Source organism: Pedobacter sp. AJM (genome assembly GCF_002197755.1).
Classification (GTDB): domain Bacteria; phylum Bacteroidota; class Bacteroidia; order Sphingobacteriales; family Sphingobacteriaceae; genus Pedobacter.
Genome location: NZ_NHOT01000009.1, coordinates 1 through 19,592, shown reverse-complemented (window position 1 = coordinate 19,592; position 19,592 = coordinate 1). Strand labels below are relative to the sequence as shown.

Genomic DNA, 19,592 nt, shown 5'->3' with positions numbered 1-19,592 from the left:
TATTTATTTTGATTTCCGGATGCGAGCTGCTTAATACGATATTATTATTTTTAATCATTCTAAATAAGGACTATGCAAACATCTGCATTCGTTGTCATAAACGATTTGTTCAATCCGTATTTTCTTTTGTGCTATCCGTATTTTCTTTTGTGCAATCCGTATTGTTTTCACCTATGTTTTTAAATAAGCATCACTTACAACCTCTTCAAAAAACCAACAAACACCTTTAAATCAGAAACTTGAAACAAAATAACAGATAAATTGATACTCAAAATCGCACATGCAGGCTTCTAGTGTCTACTTGCATTTGGAAAAATTAAAGACTTGTTTTGTGCATACAGAAAAAAGAAGAAATGTATAATAAGCACAGTAAGAATATTTTTTTGATGACCGCAATATTTTTATTTGTGGTTGCCGCCAATGCTATTGCACAGCCCAAAAGAATAGTAAGCCTGGGTGGTGCAATCAGTGAAACCGTAAATGCCCTGGGGCTTGGTAAACATATAGTAGCAGTTGATGTAACCAGTGTTTACCCTGAATTGATTAATCAGTTACCTAAGGTGAGCAGAAACAGGGCATTGTCTGCAGAATCAATTCTGTCCTTTCATCCCGACCTGATTCTTGTTCCGGAGGGCGATCTTCTAAAAGCGCATTTATCACAATTTAAATCAATGGGTATTCGCGTGGTACAGGTGCGGCAGGAATATTCAGTTTCTGGCGCATTAAAATTCATCAGGCAGATTGCCGCAGCAGTTTCCATGCCTGAGCAGGGAGAAATAATGGCTCGAAATACTGAATTGCAAATTAAAAAAGCCCAATCCGAATTAAAGAAAGGTCCTCAACTGCAGAAAGTACTCTTTATTTATGCCAGAGGTGTAGGAACAATGAACGTAGCTGGTAAAGGCAGTAGCATTGATGCCATCATTCAACTTGCCGGAGGAAAAAATGCGATACAGGAATTTAATGAATTTAAACCCTACACTACAGAAGCATTGATTAAAAGTAATCCGGATGCAATCCTCATGTTTAATTTTGGTGTGAGCAGCCTGGGCGGTAAAGAGGCCATTTTAAAAATGCCGGGTGTTAAATATACCAATGCAGGAAAAAATAAAAAAATCATTGAAATGGACGGATCATTATTGATCAACTTCAGCACCAGACTTGCAGACGCCATCAGGGCATTGAATGCCAGAATCTATTAACATGAAAAGATTATTGATTTACCTTACACTCGGTTTTGCACTTCTTGCTTCTGTTGGGTGTTCACTTTCTTTTGGTGCCATGAATATCCCCTTTCAGGAAATTTTTATGGTGTTACTTAAATCTATAGGATTTTATGGAAAGCCTTTAACAGATCCTTTAAATGAAGGTATTATCATGATGATCAGAATGCCAAGGGTAATTTTAGGTATATTAGTTGGTGCAGCCTTAGGTATTTCTGGAGCCGCTATTCAAGGCATTTTCAGAAATCCCCTTGCTGAGCCTGGTTTGATTGGCATTTCTTCAGGTGCATCTTTAATGGCTGTATTAATTATAGCGTTTGAAACACTTTTATTTTCCGGACTTTCCGAAATTTTAGGGAATTACGTACTGGCATTTGGGGCATTTGCAGGTGCTGGTATTGCAGCTTTACTTGTTTATCATCTTTCTAAAACGGATGGACAAGCCAATGTTGTTACCATGTTATTAGTTGGTATTGCCATTAATGCCATGGCTGGTGCGCTTACCGGCCTGATCAGTTACCTTGCAAATGAACAGCAACTTAGAAGCATTACTTTTTGGATGTTAGGCAGCCTTGGAGGTGCTACCTGGCAAAATGTTCGCTGCCTGTCACCATTTGTCATCATTCCGGTGTTGGCACTTCCATTTTTTTCAAAAGGATTAAATGCCTTTGCTATCGGAGAAAAACAAGCAGAAATGATAGGTTTAAATCCTGGTTCGATAAAATCAATGGTGGTCTTATTATCAACCATGGCCGTTGGTGCATCCGTATCTTTTTCTGGAATTATTGGTTTTGTAGGTTTGTTGATACCACACCTCGTTAGGTTGATTGGTGGAGTAGATCATAAGTTTGTATTACCCGCCTCTGCCCTGCTTGGCGCATTGGTACTTACCTTTTCAGATCTTGTAGCCAGGTTAATTATTCAACCAATAGAACTTCCTATAGGTGTAGTAACCGCTTTAACTGGCACACCGGTATTTCTTTATATACTTATCCGTGATAAAAAAAAATTAGCCCGTTAAAATCATGATGTTAAGAATTGAATCCATTGGCTATAAGTTAAATCAGCGTGATCTGATCAAAGACGTTTCCTTAAGTGCCAAATCTGGCGAAGTCATTACCATTCTGGGCGCAAATGGTGCTGGTAAATCTACTTTATTAAGCATGATTTCAGGAGAAAGAAAACCATCTTCAGGCAGAATAATGATTGATGGAAAAGAGATTTCTAGCTTTAGCCGAAAGGAACTTGCTGTTAAAAGAGCGGTGCTCCAACAGCATAACCCTATAAGCATTGGCTTTTCTGCCTGGGAAGTGGTAATGATGGGCAGATATGGAAGATTTCGCAATCAACCTGGTAAGGTAGACAGAATAGCAGTTGAAGAAAGTATTGCCATTTGCGGAATTGATGATTTTGCTGATCGATCGATGTTAACTTTATCTGGTGGCGAACAACAGCGGGTACATCTGGCCAGAACATTAGCACAAATATGGGACTGTGATGATTCATTATTATTACTTGATGAGCCTATTAATAACATGGATATGCAATACCAGCATCAAACCATGGCGATTGCAAAAGCATTCGCAAAAAAAGGATTTATCGTCATCATGGTGCTGCATGATGTTAATTTAGCCGCTCAATACTCCAATCGAATTATCATGATGAAAGATGGGCGTAAATGGTGGGATGGATCGCCAGCAGAAGTACTTACACCACAACATATGTTCACTGCTTTTTCGGTTCATGCCTTAACGCATACTGATTTGAGCAGCTTAAAGACCATTGTAGTTCCCAAAGAAATTATTTTGGAGGCCAGTACCTTTAATTCGAACTTTCTAAAAACAGGAGAAAGGGAATCAGGTTCAGAAAAACTAATAGAGATGCATGTAAATAAAAACCTCCTCTTTAATGAGCAACTCAAGAAATTAACTTACAAATCTTAAAAGGCTGATAAGTCAAATCTTCAACTTGCGAAATTCCAAAGGACTGAGCGCAGCAGAATTCGTCAGTTTAATAAGCAAACCAACGAGACCGGCGAAGTTTCCTCATTACACTATCCTGCTAAACTGCGCAGGTCAATGTTAAATTGGCCGACATCAAAACCTGATATCGCTGGGAAGTATGCCATAGTATTTTTTAAAAGCATTGGTAAAGCTAGCCTGATGTTTAAATCCAACATGTATACCAACCTCATACATATTTTTCCTTTCTTCTATGATCATTCGTTTTGCATTTTCCATTCTTAGCCGGGTAATGTAATCATATATAGTGCTGCCAAAATACTTTTTAAAGCCATTTCGAAGTTTAAACTCATTCAATAATACCATTTTAGAAAGCTGCTTATGAGTTGGAGGGGCCATATATTGTTGCTCTAAAATTTCCCTGGCCTCTTCTAATCTCGGAATATCACGTTCAATCAAGTCATCCTTGCCTGTTTCCATGAACAGACTAAACTGCTCAAGCTGGTACAAAATCAATTCTGTTATCCTCGCATCAGTAAAAAGCCTTTTCAGCTCTCCTTCCTGCTTTGATGATCGGATGGCTTCAATGGTATGGCGCATTTCAGGCGTGGCATATAAATCTTGCTTACCAAAAGATGTGGTTTTTCCCTTCTGCATCTCCTGAACAAAATGCTCATGAAGAGGAGAATACAGATCAACCAGGTTTAAGTAATAATCTTTAGAGAGTACAATCATAAAATAAATAAAATCGATATCCTTTTTTATTTCATATGCCTGTTTTGATGAAGGTATATATCTAATGTTGTGCCTGCTATGTCCGTATCTGCTTGCTTGTTTCCTATTTAAGCCATTTGTTTCCTTACTTAATATAAACTGACTGGTAACCGCTTCTCCATTAATCTCGGTTAATATCCTGGTGGGTTTTTCAAATCGCATTTCAGAATAAATAAGAAAAAGGCCATTGGTAGATAGCTGGTAATTTTGAATGTCTGCCGGAGTTTCCTTAATTGATAAAACTTTTTCTGATAATCGGTGATCCGGTATATACTTATCGGGTATTTCCTCTTTAAAAAGATAATCTTGATGGTGTTCTATTCTGGCACTAACAATCATGATGATTTGGATTAGCTGATTAATTTAATCATCAAATATAGGCATAATTTATAATCATTCTAAATAATACTCATAGTAGTATGGATATCATAAATAAATGCTTGTCAGCTTTTATAAACTGATATATAAAAACCTACCTGAGTTTTTTGATCATCATGATCAATCTCAAATTTGATTTTTTTTATATTTTATTTGTATTTAATCTAAATAATAGGCAGTTTTGCAATAGATGGAAAAAGCGTGTATCGATATTAATCAACTAATTAACGTATTCTCAAACTACGAAGGAGCTGTTTATCAATCTGATAAGTTAAACTGCTTTTACGTAGATTTTGGTGGTAAATTTGCCCGTTACAATTGCCTGTCACTTCAAAAATTAAAGAAAGTTGTAGAAGAAATCGATATTGAGGCACTCCTACTGAATACTCATAAAGCTGATTTCGAATTGGTTACCTTTAATGGATGTGAGCATATCTACCTATTAAATGCACTGGAAATTATTGCCTTAAAAGATTTATTACACGGTACTTTTACCATGTTTAACTTAAATCATATGGTAAACGACTGCCTTTACAGGTTGGTTTATTAACCCATTATTTCATCGGTAAAAGATTGAGTTTTCATTTGAAAGATACTGTTCAATAAAAACTGCAGCTTGATAAGGCTGGCTATCCCCCTGTCTTCCAATTAGTATCCGTTTGGCGTTATCGTCTTCTGTCTTCAATTTATTTTATATCTCGCTATCACTATTTAAACTCATTATAAATACTTACTTATCAGCAATTTAGACTAATTTCATATAGTAAATAATTTACAATTGTGAACAATTCTGTGTTACATTTGTATTGTTATTAAAGCACAGAAATTATGAAAGATTTAATGCGTATTAAATGTTTAATATCTGAGGATATTGAAACACTTTTAAATCAGCAGATTAAAAAAGAGGCACACTCTTCATCACTATATTTATCAATGGCATCATGGTGTAACCAAAATGGCTACGACTTCTCTTCAGATTATTTCACTAAACAATCTGAAGAAGAAAGAATGCACCAATTGAAATTATTCAAGTATGTTTTAGATATGGGCGGAAATGCGATCTCTCCGGAAGTTACCGGAATTAAAACTGACTTTGCTGGATTCAGAGAAGTTTTTGAAGATGCCCTGGAAGCTGAAATTGCCATTACCCAGAGTTTCAAAAACCTAGCTTCAAGATGTTTGAAGGAACAGGATTTTGTAACCATGGAATTTTTAAACTGGTTCCTGAAAGAGCAACGTGAAGAAGAATATAAAGCACGCCGTGCACTCGAATTATTTGAAGTTATTGGCGAAGAAGGAACAGGAAGATGGGAAATTGACAAACATGTTAATGACATCACCTACTCGGAAGATTAATTCACGACTAACAAAACATATAGCCGAAGCCATCTTAATTAAAATTGAGATGGCTTTTTTTTATATATAACAGTTTCAAATGCTGTTCTTTCCTATTCTTATCTAAGGATTTATAATTGAAGAAAAGCTTAAAAAAAAGAAAGCTTTCAGCGGTTATCCTGAAAGCTTCTCTTGGTTTAGGTTGTTTAGTTTATGTTGATTATGAATAAGTCTATTGAAATCTGTAAAAAAAGCGCCGTTGCCAGCGCTTTTTTTAAACCAAATATATAATAATAATTAACGAGCATTACAAAAGTAGCAATTTTCTTAAAAAAAACAATAATTTTCAATTAAAAAAATATAAAATCTATATAAAAATCATAAAAACAATACATTAAAAGAAAACAAAATCAATTAATTCAATAAAAAATGATTTTAATCATAAAATAAATTTAAAACAACACTTAAAAACTACTTAAAAATTAAATTTTTGATTAAAAACACCAAAAATAAGACTCAAATACCTCCTCCTAACCTCTTTTTCAACACAACCATTTAAAAAATTCAAGACATAAGTACAATATTAAAGGGATATCTTAAATTTCATTCACAATAAAAAAATAAATATACTGCCAATGTTAAACAGGAAACTACACCTATTTTCTTAAATAAAGATCCGGCATCCAGAGGCAAGGGGAAATAAATCATTAAGCGATTTATTTTTTAATGAATGATTTAGCTACTGCTTTTAAAAGAAACTGAAAATTGGAAACCGCCAACAGGCAATAGATATACTTTTTTTTCTAAATTTGCGCCTTTAGAAATAACAAGATGATTAAGAGACAGCAAATTAAAGATTTATTAAAATCAACTGCATTTGGCACTGAAGTAACGGTTATGGGATGGGTAAGAACTTTCCGCAATAATCAGTTTATCGCTTTAAATGACGGAAGTTGCATGGGCAATATCCAGGTCGTGATTGATTTTAATAATTTACCTGATGAGCTGTTGAAAAGAATCACCACCGGTGCGGCCATTTCCGCTACCGGAAATTTAGTAGAATCACTGGGTAAAGGTCAGTCAGTAGAAATTAAAGCCACTACCGTATCGATTTTAGGCGACAGTGATCCTGAAAAATTTCCTCTACAACCTAAAAAGCACAGTTTAGAGTTTTTACGTGAAATAGCCCACCTGCGTTTCCGTACCAATACCTTCAACGCGGTTTTCAAGGTTCGTCATGCGCTGGCTTTTGCCATTCACCAGTTTTATAATGAGCGGGGTTTTGTATACATGCATACACCTGTAATTACGGCCAGTGATGCGGAAGGCGCTGGTGAAATGTTTAAAGTGACCACTTTAGATTTCGACAATACGCCACGTACGGAAGATGGCAAAGTAGATTTCTCGCAGGATTTTTTCGCCCGGGCAACCAACCTGACCGTCTCCGGACAACTGGAAGGTGAACTGGCGGCCATGGCTTTTGGAAAGATTTATACTTTCGGACCCACATTCCGGGCAGAAAACTCCAATACCACCCGTCACTTAGCGGAATTCTGGATGGTTGAACCGGAATTTGCTTTTGCCGACCTGGAAGACAACATGCAGCTGGCAGAAGACATGATGAAGTATGTGATTAAATATGCTTTAGATCACTGCAAGGAAGAACTGGAATTTTTAAATACCCGCCTGGCAGAGGAAGATAAACAGAAACCGCAAAACGAGCGCAGCGAGTTTACTTTATTAGAGAAATTAGATTTCTGTCTGGCAAATGATTTTGAGCGTTTAACCTATACCGAAGCGATCAAGATTTTAAAATCATCCAAACCAAATCAGAAAAAACAATTCAAATACCTGATTGACGAATGGGGGGCAGATTTACAGAGCGAGCATGAGCGTTTCCTGGTTGAAAAGCACTTTAAAAAACCAGTAATATTAACAGATTACCCAGCTGATATTAAATCATTCTATATGCGCCAGAATGAACCGGATGCCGAAGGCAGACAAACCGTAGCCGCAATGGACATCCTGTTCCCTGGAATTGGCGAAATGATTGGTGGTTCGCAACGTGAAGAACGCCTGGATCGTTTAACCAAAAGGATGGAAGATCTGAATATCCCTCAGGACGAGCTATGGTGGTATCTGGATACCCGCCGTTTCGGCACCGCACCACACTCGGGTTTTGGACTGGGTTTCGAACGTTTAGTTTTGTTCGTTACCGGCATGACCAATATCCGTGATGTCATTGCCTTCCCTAGGTTCCCGAAAAACGCAGAGTTTTAGGGTTTAGGGTTTAGGAAAAAAAATTGTTAAATTAAAAGTGTCAGTTTTTAAAAAACTGACACTTTTTTTGTGATGAGTAGCCTAAGATGAGTAATTCCAGGGATTAACATAGAGAAAAAAGGCTATTTCAGCCGACGAAGCCATCTATTTAGCGAATTAGATTGCTTCACCCTAACGCTGAACCCGCCCTTCAGTTCGCAATGACGTTAACACTTTATCGGTTGGTGTCTCATCAACCGAAACAATTATAGCTGTTCCAGAAGAGATTGCTTCACCCTAACGCTGAACCCGCCCTTCAGTTCGCAATGACATCAACACTTTACCTATCGGTTGGTGTCTCACCAACCGAAACAATTATAGCTGTTCCAGGAGAGATTGCTTCACCCTAACACTGAGCCCGCCCTTCAGTTCGCAATGACGTCAACACTTTTACCTATCGGTTGGTGTCTCACCAACCGAAACAATTATATCTGTTCCAGGAGAGATTGCTTCACCCTAAAGCTGAACCCTTCCATTCAGTTCGCAATGACGTCAACACTTTACCTATCGGTTGGTGTCTCAACAACCAAAACAACTATATCTGTTCCGGGAGAGATTGCTTCACTCTAACACTGAGCCCGCCCTTCAGTTCGCAATGACGTCAACACTTTATCGGTTGGTGAGACACCAACCGAAACAATTATAGCTGTTCCAGGAGAGATTGCTTCATCCTAAAGCTGAACCCTGCCTTTTAGTTCGCAAATGACGTTAACACTTTATCGGTTGGTGTCTCACCAACCGAAACAACTATCTTCCATCATCATGCATGGTATCGCTGTAAGGATTGGCATGCGCATAATCTACTGCTGAAACCTTATAATCTGTGGGGGCAAAACTCTGGGCGGTACTGAGTGCCATCCCCAGCTCAAAACGGGTTGGATAAGGCGTTTGCAATAAACTTCCTGCCGGGATATAAGGAAAACTCTCCAGGTAACTCTGCATCACACTGGAACTTACGCGGCGATTAATATAAGCACGGCTTAACTGATGTGGCTCACGTAAACCCGCAGCACCCAATAATTCAACCGCACTGGCAACAGTAAGGTTGTGGAAATTTTTCACCCGAACTGTTTTATCCTCTACCACCAAGCCTTTCATCAGGCTCTGATCCTGCGTGGCTACGCCTGTTGGACAGGTATTACTGTTGCACTCCAATGCCTGTATACAACCTAAAGCGAACATCATTCCCCGGGCTGCATTACATAAATCTGCACCTAAAGCAATATTCTTAACCAAATCAAATCCTGTTGCCACCTTACCCGAAGCAATAATTTTAATGTGTTTTTTTAGATCAAAACCGTTCAGTACGTCATAAACAAAAGCAACGCCTTCACGCAAAGGCATCCCAACAGAGTTGGAAAACTCCTGAGGCGCAGCACCGGTGCCGCCCTCGCCCCCATCTACGGTAATAAAATCAGGATAAATGCCGGTTTCAATCATGGCTTTGCAAATCGCATAAAATTCGCTTTTACGGCCGATGCAAAGTTTAAACCCGACCGGCTTTCCGCCCGATAAATCCCGAAGTTTCTGTACAAACTCCAGCAGGCCTATTGGTGTATTAAAAGCCGAATGCGCTGGCGGCGACAATACATCCTTGCCCTCCGGCACCAAACGGATCCGTGCTACCTCAGCTGTTACCTTTTTCGCCGGCAACATCCCGCCGTGACCTGGCTTGGCGCCCTGGGAAAGTTTAATTTCAATCATTTTTACCTGGTCTGCATGGGCACGCTCTGCATAGGCATCATAATTAAAGCTGCCGTCAGCATTCCGGCAACCAAAATAACCGGTCCCGATCTGCCAGATTAAATCGCCTCCCGGCTTACGATGATAGTCACTGATGCCACCCTCACCGGTATTATGGGCAAAGTTTCCCATTTTGGCACCTCCATTTAAGGCCAGAATGGCATTCTGACTTAAAGAGCCAAAACTCATGGCTGAAATATTATATATACTGGCAGAATATGGCTTTTTACAATCCGGTCCGCCGATAAGCACCCTGGGATCTAAATTTAATTCATGATGAGAAATGGCTGCGATGCTGTGGCTTAACCATTCATAACCATTTTCATACACGTTCAACTGCGTACCAAAGGGAATGGTATCATTATCTGTTTTGGCCCTTTGATAAATTAACGAACGGTTCAGCCGGTTATATGGCGTTCCATTGGTATCGCTTTCCACAAAATACTGGTAAACTTTTGGCCTTAACTCTTCCATAAAATACCGCAAGCGACCGAAAACCGGATAATTTCTGACGATACTGTGCTTAGGCTGATACAAATCGTAAACGCCTAAAAGAACGAAAGGGCCTGTAAACAGGAATGTCCACCACAAAAACGGATGGTACAAGCCCAGCATGATGGTGAGGGCAACTAAAAATGCGGCAATCGCGACGAATGCTTTTCTCATAATGATAGATTAGCGTATGTTTTGTTCATACAAAGATTAAGATTATTAAACAACCAACACCATTAAATTGTTATTTTTACGCTATGCTTATTAAAATCTATCCTGAAAACCCAAATGAAAAAGCCATCCAGCAGGTGGTTGAAGTGTTAAAGAAAGGCGGCTTGATTATTTACCCTACGGATACCATTTATGGTTTGGGCTGCGACATCACCAATCCAAAAGCCATTGAAAAGATTGCCCGCCTGCGGGGAATTAAACCCGAAAAGGCAAACTTCTCGTTTATCTGTCATGATTTGAAGCATATTTCTGATTATATCAAACCCATAGACAATACTGAGTTCAGGGTATTAAAAAAGGCCTTGCCAGGTCCCTTTACCTTCATCTTTAATGCGAACAACAATGTACCCAAACTACTTAGTTCCAACAAAAAAACTGTAGGTATCCGTGTTCCGGATAATAATATTGCCAGGGCGATAGTAAAGGAACTGGGGAACCCCATCCTGTCTACCTCCATCAAAGATGATGATGACGTTATTGAATATTCTACCGACCCGGAATTGATTCATGAAAAATATGAGCACCTGGTTGATCTTGTGATTGATGGTGGTTATGGAGACAATGAAGCTTCTACTGTAGTAGACTGCACAAACGGGGAGTTTGAAGTGATTCGTGAAGGTAAAGGCGATATTGAGGAGTTTTTATAGTTATTGAAGACTCAAGTGAGCAGATAGGAATTGAACGCAACGTTGGTGATACAGAAAAATTACCTTCCTTAAAATTTATTTTTCCACAATCGTACTATTTAACATTAAGTTAATCTGATTATAAGGCTTTTGCATATACATTTGTTTTAAACCAACAAACTATATGAAAAGACTTTTACTCGTCTCTTTTTTTCTCGTTTGCCAATTTGCAAAAGCGCAAACACCAGTACCAATGGCAAGTCAGCCGGGCAATACCTACACTGAAAATTTCTCATCCATTGCAAGCTGGACAAATGGTTTTGGCAGCGGAACGGGTGCTTCAGCCTTTAAGGCTGTTCCGGTTAATCCCTCAGGTACTATTCCAGATGGTGTAAGAACCACTGCTTCTTCTGCCACCTTTACCACCGGATCAAGCGGGGGCGTGCAAAAGGGAACGCAAAATATTCAACTCCTTAGCACAGGGGCTACAGATAATACTTCTGCTACTGCCATTGATTTCCTGGTTAATTTTTCAGGAGTTAATGCGGGGAATTTAAGTTTTAAATGGGAGCAGGTCAGTAACTCAACAGGAAACCGCAATGGTTCTTTAAGGATATATACCTCAACAGACGGAACAAACTTTACCGAATTAACAGCTGCACAGGTTTTAAATTTCACCAACAATGTGGCCAGCTCCGGAAATGTAAATGTAATCCTTCCGGCAACATTGAATAATGCCTCCAGCGTCACGTTCAGATTTTATTATCACAATGGTTCAGGCGGAACTACCGGCTCAAGACCGAAAATTTCGATTGACGACCTCACTGTTACAGCGACCGCAGCATTGGTACCATCCCTGTCCGCCAGTAAATCAACCCTCGATTTTGGAACGCAGCTAATCAATAGTACACCTGCCGAGCAAAATTATAGCTTAAGTTCAGCTAACCTTAACGGAAGCAACGTTACTTTAACTACTGCTGCACCTTATGCTCTATCCAAAACATCAGGAGCGGGTTTCAGCTCTTCATTAACGTATAACAACAGTGAACTATCTGCCGGCAGCAACACGGTATATGTGCGCTTTACACCTGTAACTACAGGTACTTCGGCAGGCAGCATCACAACAGCGGGTGGCGGGGTGGCCAATCCGCCGGTGGTATCATTAACCGGCATGGGGCAATCTGCAACCTTAACCGTTGATCAAACCGCACTGGATTTTGGAACCGTGACTACAGGCACCAATTCAACAGCTCAAACCTATACTTTAAGTGCCAGCGGATTAACGGATGCCGTTAACCTGACTTCAGTTGCCCCTTTTTATATTTCTAAAGATAATGTAACATACAGCACTTCAATTACCTACACCGCTACGGAACTGGCATCAGCGAAAACCGTTTATGCCCGCTTCTCGCCAACGGCTGCAACCAGTTCTATGGAGCGCATCAGCATAGCCAGCACAGGTGCCACCACACAAAATATTACAGTAAGCGGAATTGGTGCTGCACCACCGGTAGCGGCTACGCATGTGGTGATTTCAGAAGTTTATGGCGGAGGCGGAAATTCAGGTGCCACTTATAAAAATGATTTTATTGAATTATACAATCCGGGTAATGCGGCTGTAGATTTAACCGGATGGAGCGTACAATATGGCGCGGCAACCGGCACATCCTGGCAGGTTACGCCCTTAACGGGCAGCATTCCTGCAAAAGGATTCTTTTTAATTCAGGAAGCTGCCGGCAGCGGCGGAACACAAAACCTCCCGGCACCGGATGTAACCGGAACCATTAATATGGCTGGCACCGCGTTTAAAATCGTGCTCAGCAATAGCATCACAGCTTTAAGTGGTGCCAACCCTGCTGGTGCAGCCATCGTCGACAAAGTAGGCGTTGGTCCTACCGCGAATGGCTTTGAAGGAAGCGGTGCCGCGGCCGTACTAACCAGTTCTACATCAGCCGAACGGAAGGCTACAGCAAGCTCAACCGTGGCAAGCCTTTCTGCCGGCGGGTCTGAAGAATTTGAAGGAAACGGTTATGATACAGACAATAATAACACCGATTTTGTAAGTAATGCTCCTAATCCTCAAAACAGCAGCATAAAAGAACCAACCGGTGCCAGTCATGTGGTGATCTCTGAAATTTACGGCGGTGGCGGCAATTCGGGCTCGACATACAAGAATGATTTTATAGAATTGTATAACCCGACATCTTCCGCCGTAAGCCTCAATGGCTGGTCAGTACAGTATGCCAGTGCAACAGGAACATCCTGGCAGGTTACAACCCTTTCCGGAAGTATTGCACCCAAAGGTTTTTACCTCATCCAGCAGGCAGCAGGTACAGGTGGTACCACGAATTTGCCTACGCCCGACCGGATCGGTACAATTAACATGGCTGGTGCGGCAGGAAAAGTTTTGTTAAGCAATGCAGCCACCGCACAAACCGGCGCCACCCCTACCGGTGCATCAATAATAGATTTTGTAGGTTTTGGTACTGCCAATGGCTTTGAAGGTACTGGTCCTGCCCCTGCTCCTTCTAGTACTTTTTCCATTGAACGCAAGGCATCTGCCACTTCTGATGTTACTACACTGGGCACGGGCGGAACAGAAGAGTTTTCAGGAAACGGCTTTGACAGTGACGACAATGCATTTGACTTTTTGGCCAAAGCAGTAAATCCCCAAAACACCACGATGAGCGAACCTGTTTCTACCACAGGCCCTTACCTTTCTGTTAGCCCCAAAAGCCTGACCTTTATCAATCAGGCCATCAATACCACATCTGCGGCGCAACGTTATGTATTATCGGCAGGAAATTTAACCGGAGCCACTACCTTAACCACAACGGCACCTTATTCCCTTTCAAAAGATAACATAAACTTCTCTGCTACGATCAGTTACAGTGCGACAGATTTAACCGGCAATCAAACGGTATATGTAAGGTTCAGTCCAACGACTGTTGGAAACGCAACAGGTGCTGTTTTACATGCCAGTGCCGGTGCACCTTCCATTTCCCTTTCTTTAAGCGGAGCCGCTATTGATCCCAATCAAACGGTATTCAATTTTGAAAACTGCACCACGGCAGGCAGCCCGGCCTTAGCCGACGGCTTTTACCAGTACAGTGTAGCCGGACCGCAAACATGGGGTTGTACCACCAGTTTTGGTCATGATGCCAATGATGATGCCGGTACGGCAAGCGCAGGAAATGCCCTGCAAATCAATGGTTATTCTGGTGGAAATATTTTAAACGAAGATTGGCTGATCTCTCCTGCCCTAAATTTATCCTCCATGAACTATGCCGTACTTTCCTTCTGGACCAGATCTGCATTTGCAGGTGATAAGCTCCAGTTGAAAGTTTCAACCGATTATACCGGCAGTGGTAATCCGGCATTGGCTACCTGGGTGAACCTGGATGGTAAATTCCCGGAAAGTGGTTCAGATGTATGGACAAAATCCGGTAATATTGATTTAACAGCATATAAAGCCACCCCGGTTTATGTGGCCATTGTTTACAACTCCAGTACAACAGCGGCCAGTAGGTGGACGGTAGATGATTTCGCCGTTTTAAACTCTGCAACACCACCTCCGGTAGACATTAGCACGTCTACCACCGGTGTTAATTTTGGTTATCAGGCAAACGGTACCACTTCGGCAGAAAAGTCTTTTTCTTTCTCTGCAGGTAACCTTACGGGAGATGTGACGGTAACTGCGCCAGCAAATTTCACCATTTCCAGCACCAGTGGCGGAACATTTGGAACAAGCCTGAATTACACCAGGGCTGCCATTAACAATACTTCGCCAACTATTTATGCCAAATTTTCACCAACAGCTGTAAATACCACCTATGCTGCAGATGTCAGTATTGCCACCGCCGGTTCGGCCAATAAAACGGTGAATTTATCCGGAAATACCTTTGATGCAGCCAATACTTTAGAAGTGGTCAACTGGAACATAGAATGGTTTGGCAGTCCTGCGCAGGACCCGTCAAACGATGTACAACAGGCTGCAAATGTTAAAACCATCGTCAATAATATCAATGCTGATGTATACGGTTTTGCGGAAGTGGTAGACACGACCTTATTCAGAAACACCGTTCTACCTGCCGAATACAATGTCATCTTCAGCTCATTCGGATCTTATGCCGATAATAAAGCAGATGCAGATTATCCGCTGGCACAAAAACTGGCTTTCATGTACCGGACGGATTTGCTGAAACCCATCAGAACCTTTGGTATACTGGAAGATACTTATAATCCGGCTGTAGCCGCAACAAGTGCTGATGGAACACCGTATAAAAACTGGTCATCCGGCCGTTTTCCTTTTGCCATGGAGGCGGAAGTAACCATCAACGGGAAGAAAGAAAGCCTGTATTTTATTGAAATTCATGCAAAGGCCAACACCGGAACAACAGCCGATCAGATTGATGCCTATAACAGAAGAAAAGGGGGCAATAAGCAACTTAAAGATTGGATTGATGCTAATCTTGCAGGTAAAAAGGTGATCATCCTTGGCGATTTTAATGATGTGCTTAATCCGGATAAAACCATTGCACCTATGCCCGCCGGAACGGGAACATCCTATGTTGATTTCACCCAGGATGCCGCCAATTATTTCCCGATTACACTTCCTTTAAGTCTGGCCGGTAAACAATCTACCGCCGGCTTTAACACCGTAATTGACAATGTCATTTTAACCAAAAGTTTAAATCTGAATTATATTCAGGGTACTGCAGAAGTGTTAGATGCAGTAAAAACGCTGGTCACCAATTACAGTTCAACCACAACCGATCATTATCCCATCAAATCAAGATATTTATTTGGAAATGGGGCACCAACGGTCAATGCTGTTTCCAATCAGGCCGTTTGTTATGCTCCGTCAAACCAAACCATTGCCGTAACCGGCATTTCTGCAGGTCCGGAAGCGGCACAAACCACTACCCTCTCTGTCACATCTGATCAGGCGAATGTATTTGAAGTTTTATCCATCGCGGCAAACGGCGCAGATCAAGGAACCATCACTTACCGGTTAAAAAATAATACAGCAGCTGAGGCCAATATTACCGTAACTGTTACGGATAACGGAGGAACTGATTTCGGAGGTGTAAATCAAATCAGCAAAACTTTCAAATTAACCGCTATCCCCGCTGCTACAGGAACCATTACCGGCACTACGGCGGTTTGCTTAAACGGTGATGCACCTGCCATCACTTTTACAGGGGCAAACGGAACAGCACCATATACTTTTACGTACAACATAAATGGCGGAACAAGCCAAATGGTTACCACGGCAGGAACAAGCAATACCGTTACTGTAAATGCTCCTGCTAACCTTGCCGGAACGTTTACCTATAACCTGTTAAATGTGAAGGATGCAAATTGCGGCCAGGCGCAAACAGGTATGGCAACAGTAACTGTCAGAACGCTGGCAACGGCAGGCATATCCGGTTCATCGGCAATTCCGCAAAACAGCACCGCACCAGTCATTACTTTTACCGGCGCAAACGGAACGGCTCCTTACACATTTACCTATACCATCAATGGAGGCACGAACAGAACAGTAACGTCAACAGGAAATACGGCTACCATTGCAGTGCCTACGGCTGCAGCAGGTACCTTTGTGTACAATCTGGTCAGCGTAGCTGATGTAAACTGCGGGCAGCCACAATCAGGTACGGCAACGGTATTGGTTCGTCCACTTCCGGTAGCAAACCTCAGCGGAACTACTGCCGTTTGTCATTTCAGCACATCCCCGGTAGTTATCTTTACGGGTTCAGGCGGAACAGCACCATATACCTTTACTTATACGGTAAATGGTGGCAGCAACAGAACCGTTAACGCAAATGAGGCTACGGCTACTGTAAGTGTACCAACCAGCAGTACAGGCACATTTATATATGCCCTGGTGAGTGTGGCAGATACTTATGCCACCCAACTGCAAACCGGAAATGTAAGTGTTGTTGTCAATCCGCTCCCGGTTATTACGATCAGCAGCAACAAAGGCTTTTCGATTTCAAAAGGCGATGATATTATTTTAACGGCCAGCGGTGGTTCGCAATACAGCTGGACTGGTGCCGAAATCAGCAATGGCCGGAATGCAGCATCCGTAACCATCAGACCAAAACAAAGCGGAACTTATCAGATTACCGTAACCAATGCAAATGGCTGCACAGCTGAGCAAAGCATTTCAATTACAGTGATAGATGATTACAAACTGGAAGCCAGCACAGTCGTTACGCCAAATGGAGATGGTTATAACGACCGGTTTATCGTTAAAAACATCGATTACTATCCCAAAAATACCCTGAAGATTTTTGATAAGGCCGGCCGGGTGTTATACACCAGGCAAGCTTATGCCAATGATTGGGATGGAACCGTAAACGGAAGTCCCCTTGCTGAAGGAACCTATTACTACATCATTGATTTAGGAACAGGTATCCGCACATTTAAAGGTTATATCAATATCATCAGAGACTAATTACAGACATGAAAGCAATTACACAACACCTCAGGCAGATCAGTCGGTTAACGTTTCTATCTGCCGCGGGCATTTTATTTTACCATACAGTCAGTGCACAAATCCTTCCCTTAAATGCCCAGTATTTCCAGAACAAATACCTGGTGGATCCATCAATGGCGGGGATTAACGAAGGCTTTAACATCAATGGCAGCTTCCGTAAACAATGGTCAAACATTCCCGGTGCCCCCATTACCCAAAGTGTAACTTTAGATCAGCAGGTAAATAAGGTTGGCTGGGGCGTGAATATTTATAATGAAAAATCAGGTGGCATCCAACGTACCAAAGCCGTTGGAACCTTTGCCTACCATTTACCCTTAAGTAATAACGACCAGCAATTAAATTTCGGGGTATCATTTGGTGCCAGTCAAGATAAACTGGATTTAAGCAGCGTGCGGAACAGCGACATCAATGATCCTGCCATTGCCCGTTTCAATGATCGCGGTTATGAATTAGATGGCGATTTTGGTGTTTCCTACACCTCAAAAAGCCTGACCATAGAAGGTGCCCTTCCAAATATGCGTTCGGTATTTAGAAATGATGATTTAAATTATGCCAACAAGCCTACCTTTTATTCGGCCGTAGGCTATAAATTTAACTTTGGCAGTGGCATCAACGCCATCAGCCTGGAGCCGAAAGGCGTTTTCAGGGGCATTAAAAATTACAAAAATTTATGGGATGCCGGTGTCAATGCCAATTTTGCCAATGATAAATTGTATGTCATGGCGATGTACCACAACACTAAAAATGCCACAGTTGGTTTCGGCATGAATTATAAATCAACGCTATATTTCATGGCCTATTACAACACCGCAACTTCAGCCATCAGCGGTTATACCAATGGTGATTTTGAAGTGAATATCCGGGTAAATATTGGCAAGAAGCCATAATGCGCCAGGCTGCATAAACCCTGAAACAAGTTCAGAATGACGACCGAATAAAGCCGCAGATCTAAGTATCTGTGGCTTTTTGTTTTATATCAATACCACAATATAACCCCTATCCGCACCTTTCTCACCAGAACCAATTATCGCACCTGCAATATGCTCTACACAATCTGCACCCCGCTACCGGCCTGGGAGATGATGGAAGGAGAAGCCGTTGAAATTTTTGCACCTCCGTTCAAATGACCCCACTGCCCAAGGTAGCGCACACGGCTCCCTCGAAATTAATCTTTATGACAAAACAAAATCGAGTCCTTGTGCTACCGCCATTAAAATTTCGACGCGCTAATCCGACATCAGGTCCAAGCCTTGATTGTTTGCTTCTTTGTTATCAAGAACAAAGAAGAAGAGGCCACGGCGGCCAGCCGAGGCAAGCCAGAGCTTAGGGCAAAATAAAAAAGTACAGCAGAATAGTGAAAGCATTAAGGTTCCCGCCTGCGTGGGAATGACGGCCGTGTTAGAAATATTTTTAAAGGTTAAGTACAAAGATCTCTCCACTGCGGTCGAGATGACGATTGATCTCAAGTGAAATTAAGCGTAATATCCCTCTACACCCTGCTACCGGCCTGGGAGATGATGGAAGGAGAAGCCGTTGAAATTTTTGCACCTCCGTTCAAATTTCCCCACTGCCCAAGGTAGCGCACACGGCTCCCTCGAAATTAATCTTTATGACAAAACAAAATCGAGTCCTTGTGCTACCGCTTTTTAAATTTCGACGCGCTAATCCAACATCAGGTCCAAGCCTTGATTGTTTGCTTCTTTGTTATCAAGAACAAAGAAGAAGAGCCCCTCGGCGGCGGTGAGCCGAAGCAAGCCAGAGCTTAGGGCAAAATAAAAAAGTACAGCAGAATAGTGAAAGCATTAAGGTTCCCGCCTGCGTGGGAATGACGGCCGTGTTAGAAATATTTTTAAAGGTTAAGTACAAAGATCTCTCCACTGCGGTCGAGATGACGATTGATCTCAAGTGAAATTAAGCGTAATATCCTTCTGCACCCTGCTATCCGGCCTGGGAGATGATGGAAGGAGAAGCCGTTGAAATTTTTGCACCTCCGTTCAAATGACCC

At 41.7% G+C, this 19,592-nt stretch carries 11 protein-coding genes; 9 read left to right on the top strand and 2 right to left on the bottom strand.

From position 1 onward, the window contains the following. The first annotated feature begins 386 nt into the window (after positions 1–386). The 3 genes from CBW18_RS15815 to CBW18_RS15805 are packed head-to-tail and all read left to right on the top strand — an operon-like array spanning position 387 to position 3,166. Positions 387–1,202, top strand: a complete 816-nt coding sequence (locus CBW18_RS15815) for a hemin ABC transporter substrate-binding protein (RefSeq protein ID WP_088302374.1) — start codon at positions 387–389, stop codon at positions 1,200–1,202. A gap of 1 nt (position 1,203) precedes the next feature. Further along, on the top strand, positions 1,204–2,244 hold the full coding sequence (locus CBW18_RS15810) for an iron ABC transporter permease (protein ID WP_088302373.1): 1,041 nt from the start codon (positions 1,204–1,206) through the stop codon (positions 2,242–2,244). A gap of 4 nt (positions 2,245–2,248) precedes the next feature. Continuing rightward, entirely contained in the window at positions 2,249–3,166 is a 918-nt protein-coding gene (locus CBW18_RS15805) for a heme ABC transporter ATP-binding protein (protein WP_253249064.1), read from the top strand. A gap of 153 nt (positions 3,167–3,319) precedes the next feature. On the opposite strand, the gene CBW18_RS15800 is transcribed toward CBW18_RS15805, so the two are convergent. Next, positions 3,320–4,297, bottom strand: coding sequence for a helix-turn-helix transcriptional regulator (locus tag CBW18_RS15800; protein WP_088302290.1), 978 nt, complete (start codon positions 4,295–4,297; stop codon positions 3,320–3,322). 229 nt (positions 4,298–4,526) lie between these two features. Here CBW18_RS15800 and CBW18_RS15795 point away from each other — a divergent pair, with 229 nt between their 5' ends. The 3 genes from CBW18_RS15795 (at position 4,527) to asnS (ending at position 7,951) form a co-directional block, all read left to right on the top strand. Beyond that, positions 4,527–4,886 (top strand): hypothetical protein, encoded by a 360-nt coding sequence (locus tag CBW18_RS15795; RefSeq protein ID WP_088302289.1) that lies wholly within the window; start codon positions 4,527–4,529, stop codon positions 4,884–4,886. A 278-nt stretch (positions 4,887–5,164) separates the two neighbouring features. Further along, a complete protein-coding gene (locus CBW18_RS15790; RefSeq protein WP_029284960.1) occupies positions 5,165–5,692 on the top strand; it encodes a ferritin in 528 nt (175 codons plus the stop codon). Positions 5,693–6,502: 810 nt separating this feature from the next. After that, positions 6,503–7,951 (top strand): asparagine--tRNA ligase, encoded by a 1,449-nt coding sequence (gene asnS, locus CBW18_RS15785; protein ID WP_088302288.1) that lies wholly within the window; start codon positions 6,503–6,505, stop codon positions 7,949–7,951. A 786-nt stretch (positions 7,952–8,737) separates the two neighbouring features. On the opposite strand, the gene CBW18_RS15780 is transcribed toward asnS, so the two are convergent. Then, positions 8,738–10,399, bottom strand: a complete 1,662-nt coding sequence (locus CBW18_RS15780) for an FMN-binding glutamate synthase family protein (RefSeq protein WP_088302287.1) — start codon at positions 10,397–10,399, stop codon at positions 8,738–8,740. A gap of 83 nt (positions 10,400–10,482) precedes the next feature. Between CBW18_RS15780 and CBW18_RS15775 the strand changes: the two genes are divergently transcribed. The 3 genes from CBW18_RS15775 to CBW18_RS15755 all read left to right on the top strand — a co-directional run bounded on the left by CBW18_RS15775 (position 10,483) and on the right by CBW18_RS15755 (position 18,474). Further along, on the top strand, positions 10,483–11,103 hold the full coding sequence (locus tag CBW18_RS15775; RefSeq protein WP_088302286.1) for an L-threonylcarbamoyladenylate synthase: 621 nt from the start codon (positions 10,483–10,485) through the stop codon (positions 11,101–11,103). Between the two features lie 163 nt (positions 11,104–11,266). Continuing rightward, positions 11,267–17,545: a lamin tail domain-containing protein gene (locus tag CBW18_RS21575; RefSeq protein ID WP_216359254.1), complete on the top strand. Its 6,279-nt coding sequence runs from the start codon at positions 11,267–11,269 to the stop codon at positions 17,543–17,545. 8 nt (positions 17,546–17,553) lie between these two features. Further along, on the top strand, positions 17,554–18,474 hold the full coding sequence (locus CBW18_RS15755) for a type IX secretion system membrane protein PorP/SprF (RefSeq protein WP_088302285.1): 921 nt from the start codon (positions 17,554–17,556) through the stop codon (positions 18,472–18,474). The last annotated feature ends 1,118 nt before the right edge of the window (positions 18,475–19,592 follow it).

Coding starts and splice junctions, on each gene's coding strand:
- CBW18_RS15815 (WP_088302374.1), top strand. CDS start 387: ATGACCGCAATATTTTTATTTGTGGTTGCCGCCAATGCTATTGCACAG.
- CBW18_RS15810 (WP_088302373.1), top strand. CDS start 1,204: ATGAAAAGATTATTGATTTACCTTACACTCGGTTTTGCACTTCTTGCT.
- CBW18_RS15805 (WP_253249064.1), top strand. CDS start 2,249: ATGATGTTAAGAATTGAATCCATTGGCTATAAGTTAAATCAGCGTGAT.
- CBW18_RS15800 (WP_088302290.1), bottom strand. CDS start 4,297: ATGATTGTTAGTGCCAGAATAGAACACCATCAAGATTATCTTTTTAAA.
- CBW18_RS15795 (WP_088302289.1), top strand. CDS start 4,527: ATGGAAAAAGCGTGTATCGATATTAATCAACTAATTAACGTATTCTCA.
- CBW18_RS15790 (WP_029284960.1), top strand. CDS start 5,165: ATGAAAGATTTAATGCGTATTAAATGTTTAATATCTGAGGATATTGAA.
- asnS (WP_088302288.1), top strand. CDS start 6,503: ATGATTAAGAGACAGCAAATTAAAGATTTATTAAAATCAACTGCATTT.
- CBW18_RS15780 (WP_088302287.1), bottom strand. CDS start 10,399: ATGAGAAAAGCATTCGTCGCGATTGCCGCATTTTTAGTTGCCCTCACC.
- CBW18_RS15775 (WP_088302286.1), top strand. CDS start 10,483: ATGCTTATTAAAATCTATCCTGAAAACCCAAATGAAAAAGCCATCCAG.
- CBW18_RS21575 (WP_216359254.1), top strand. CDS start 11,267: ATGAAAAGACTTTTACTCGTCTCTTTTTTTCTCGTTTGCCAATTTGCA.
- CBW18_RS15755 (WP_088302285.1), top strand. CDS start 17,554: ATGAAAGCAATTACACAACACCTCAGGCAGATCAGTCGGTTAACGTTT.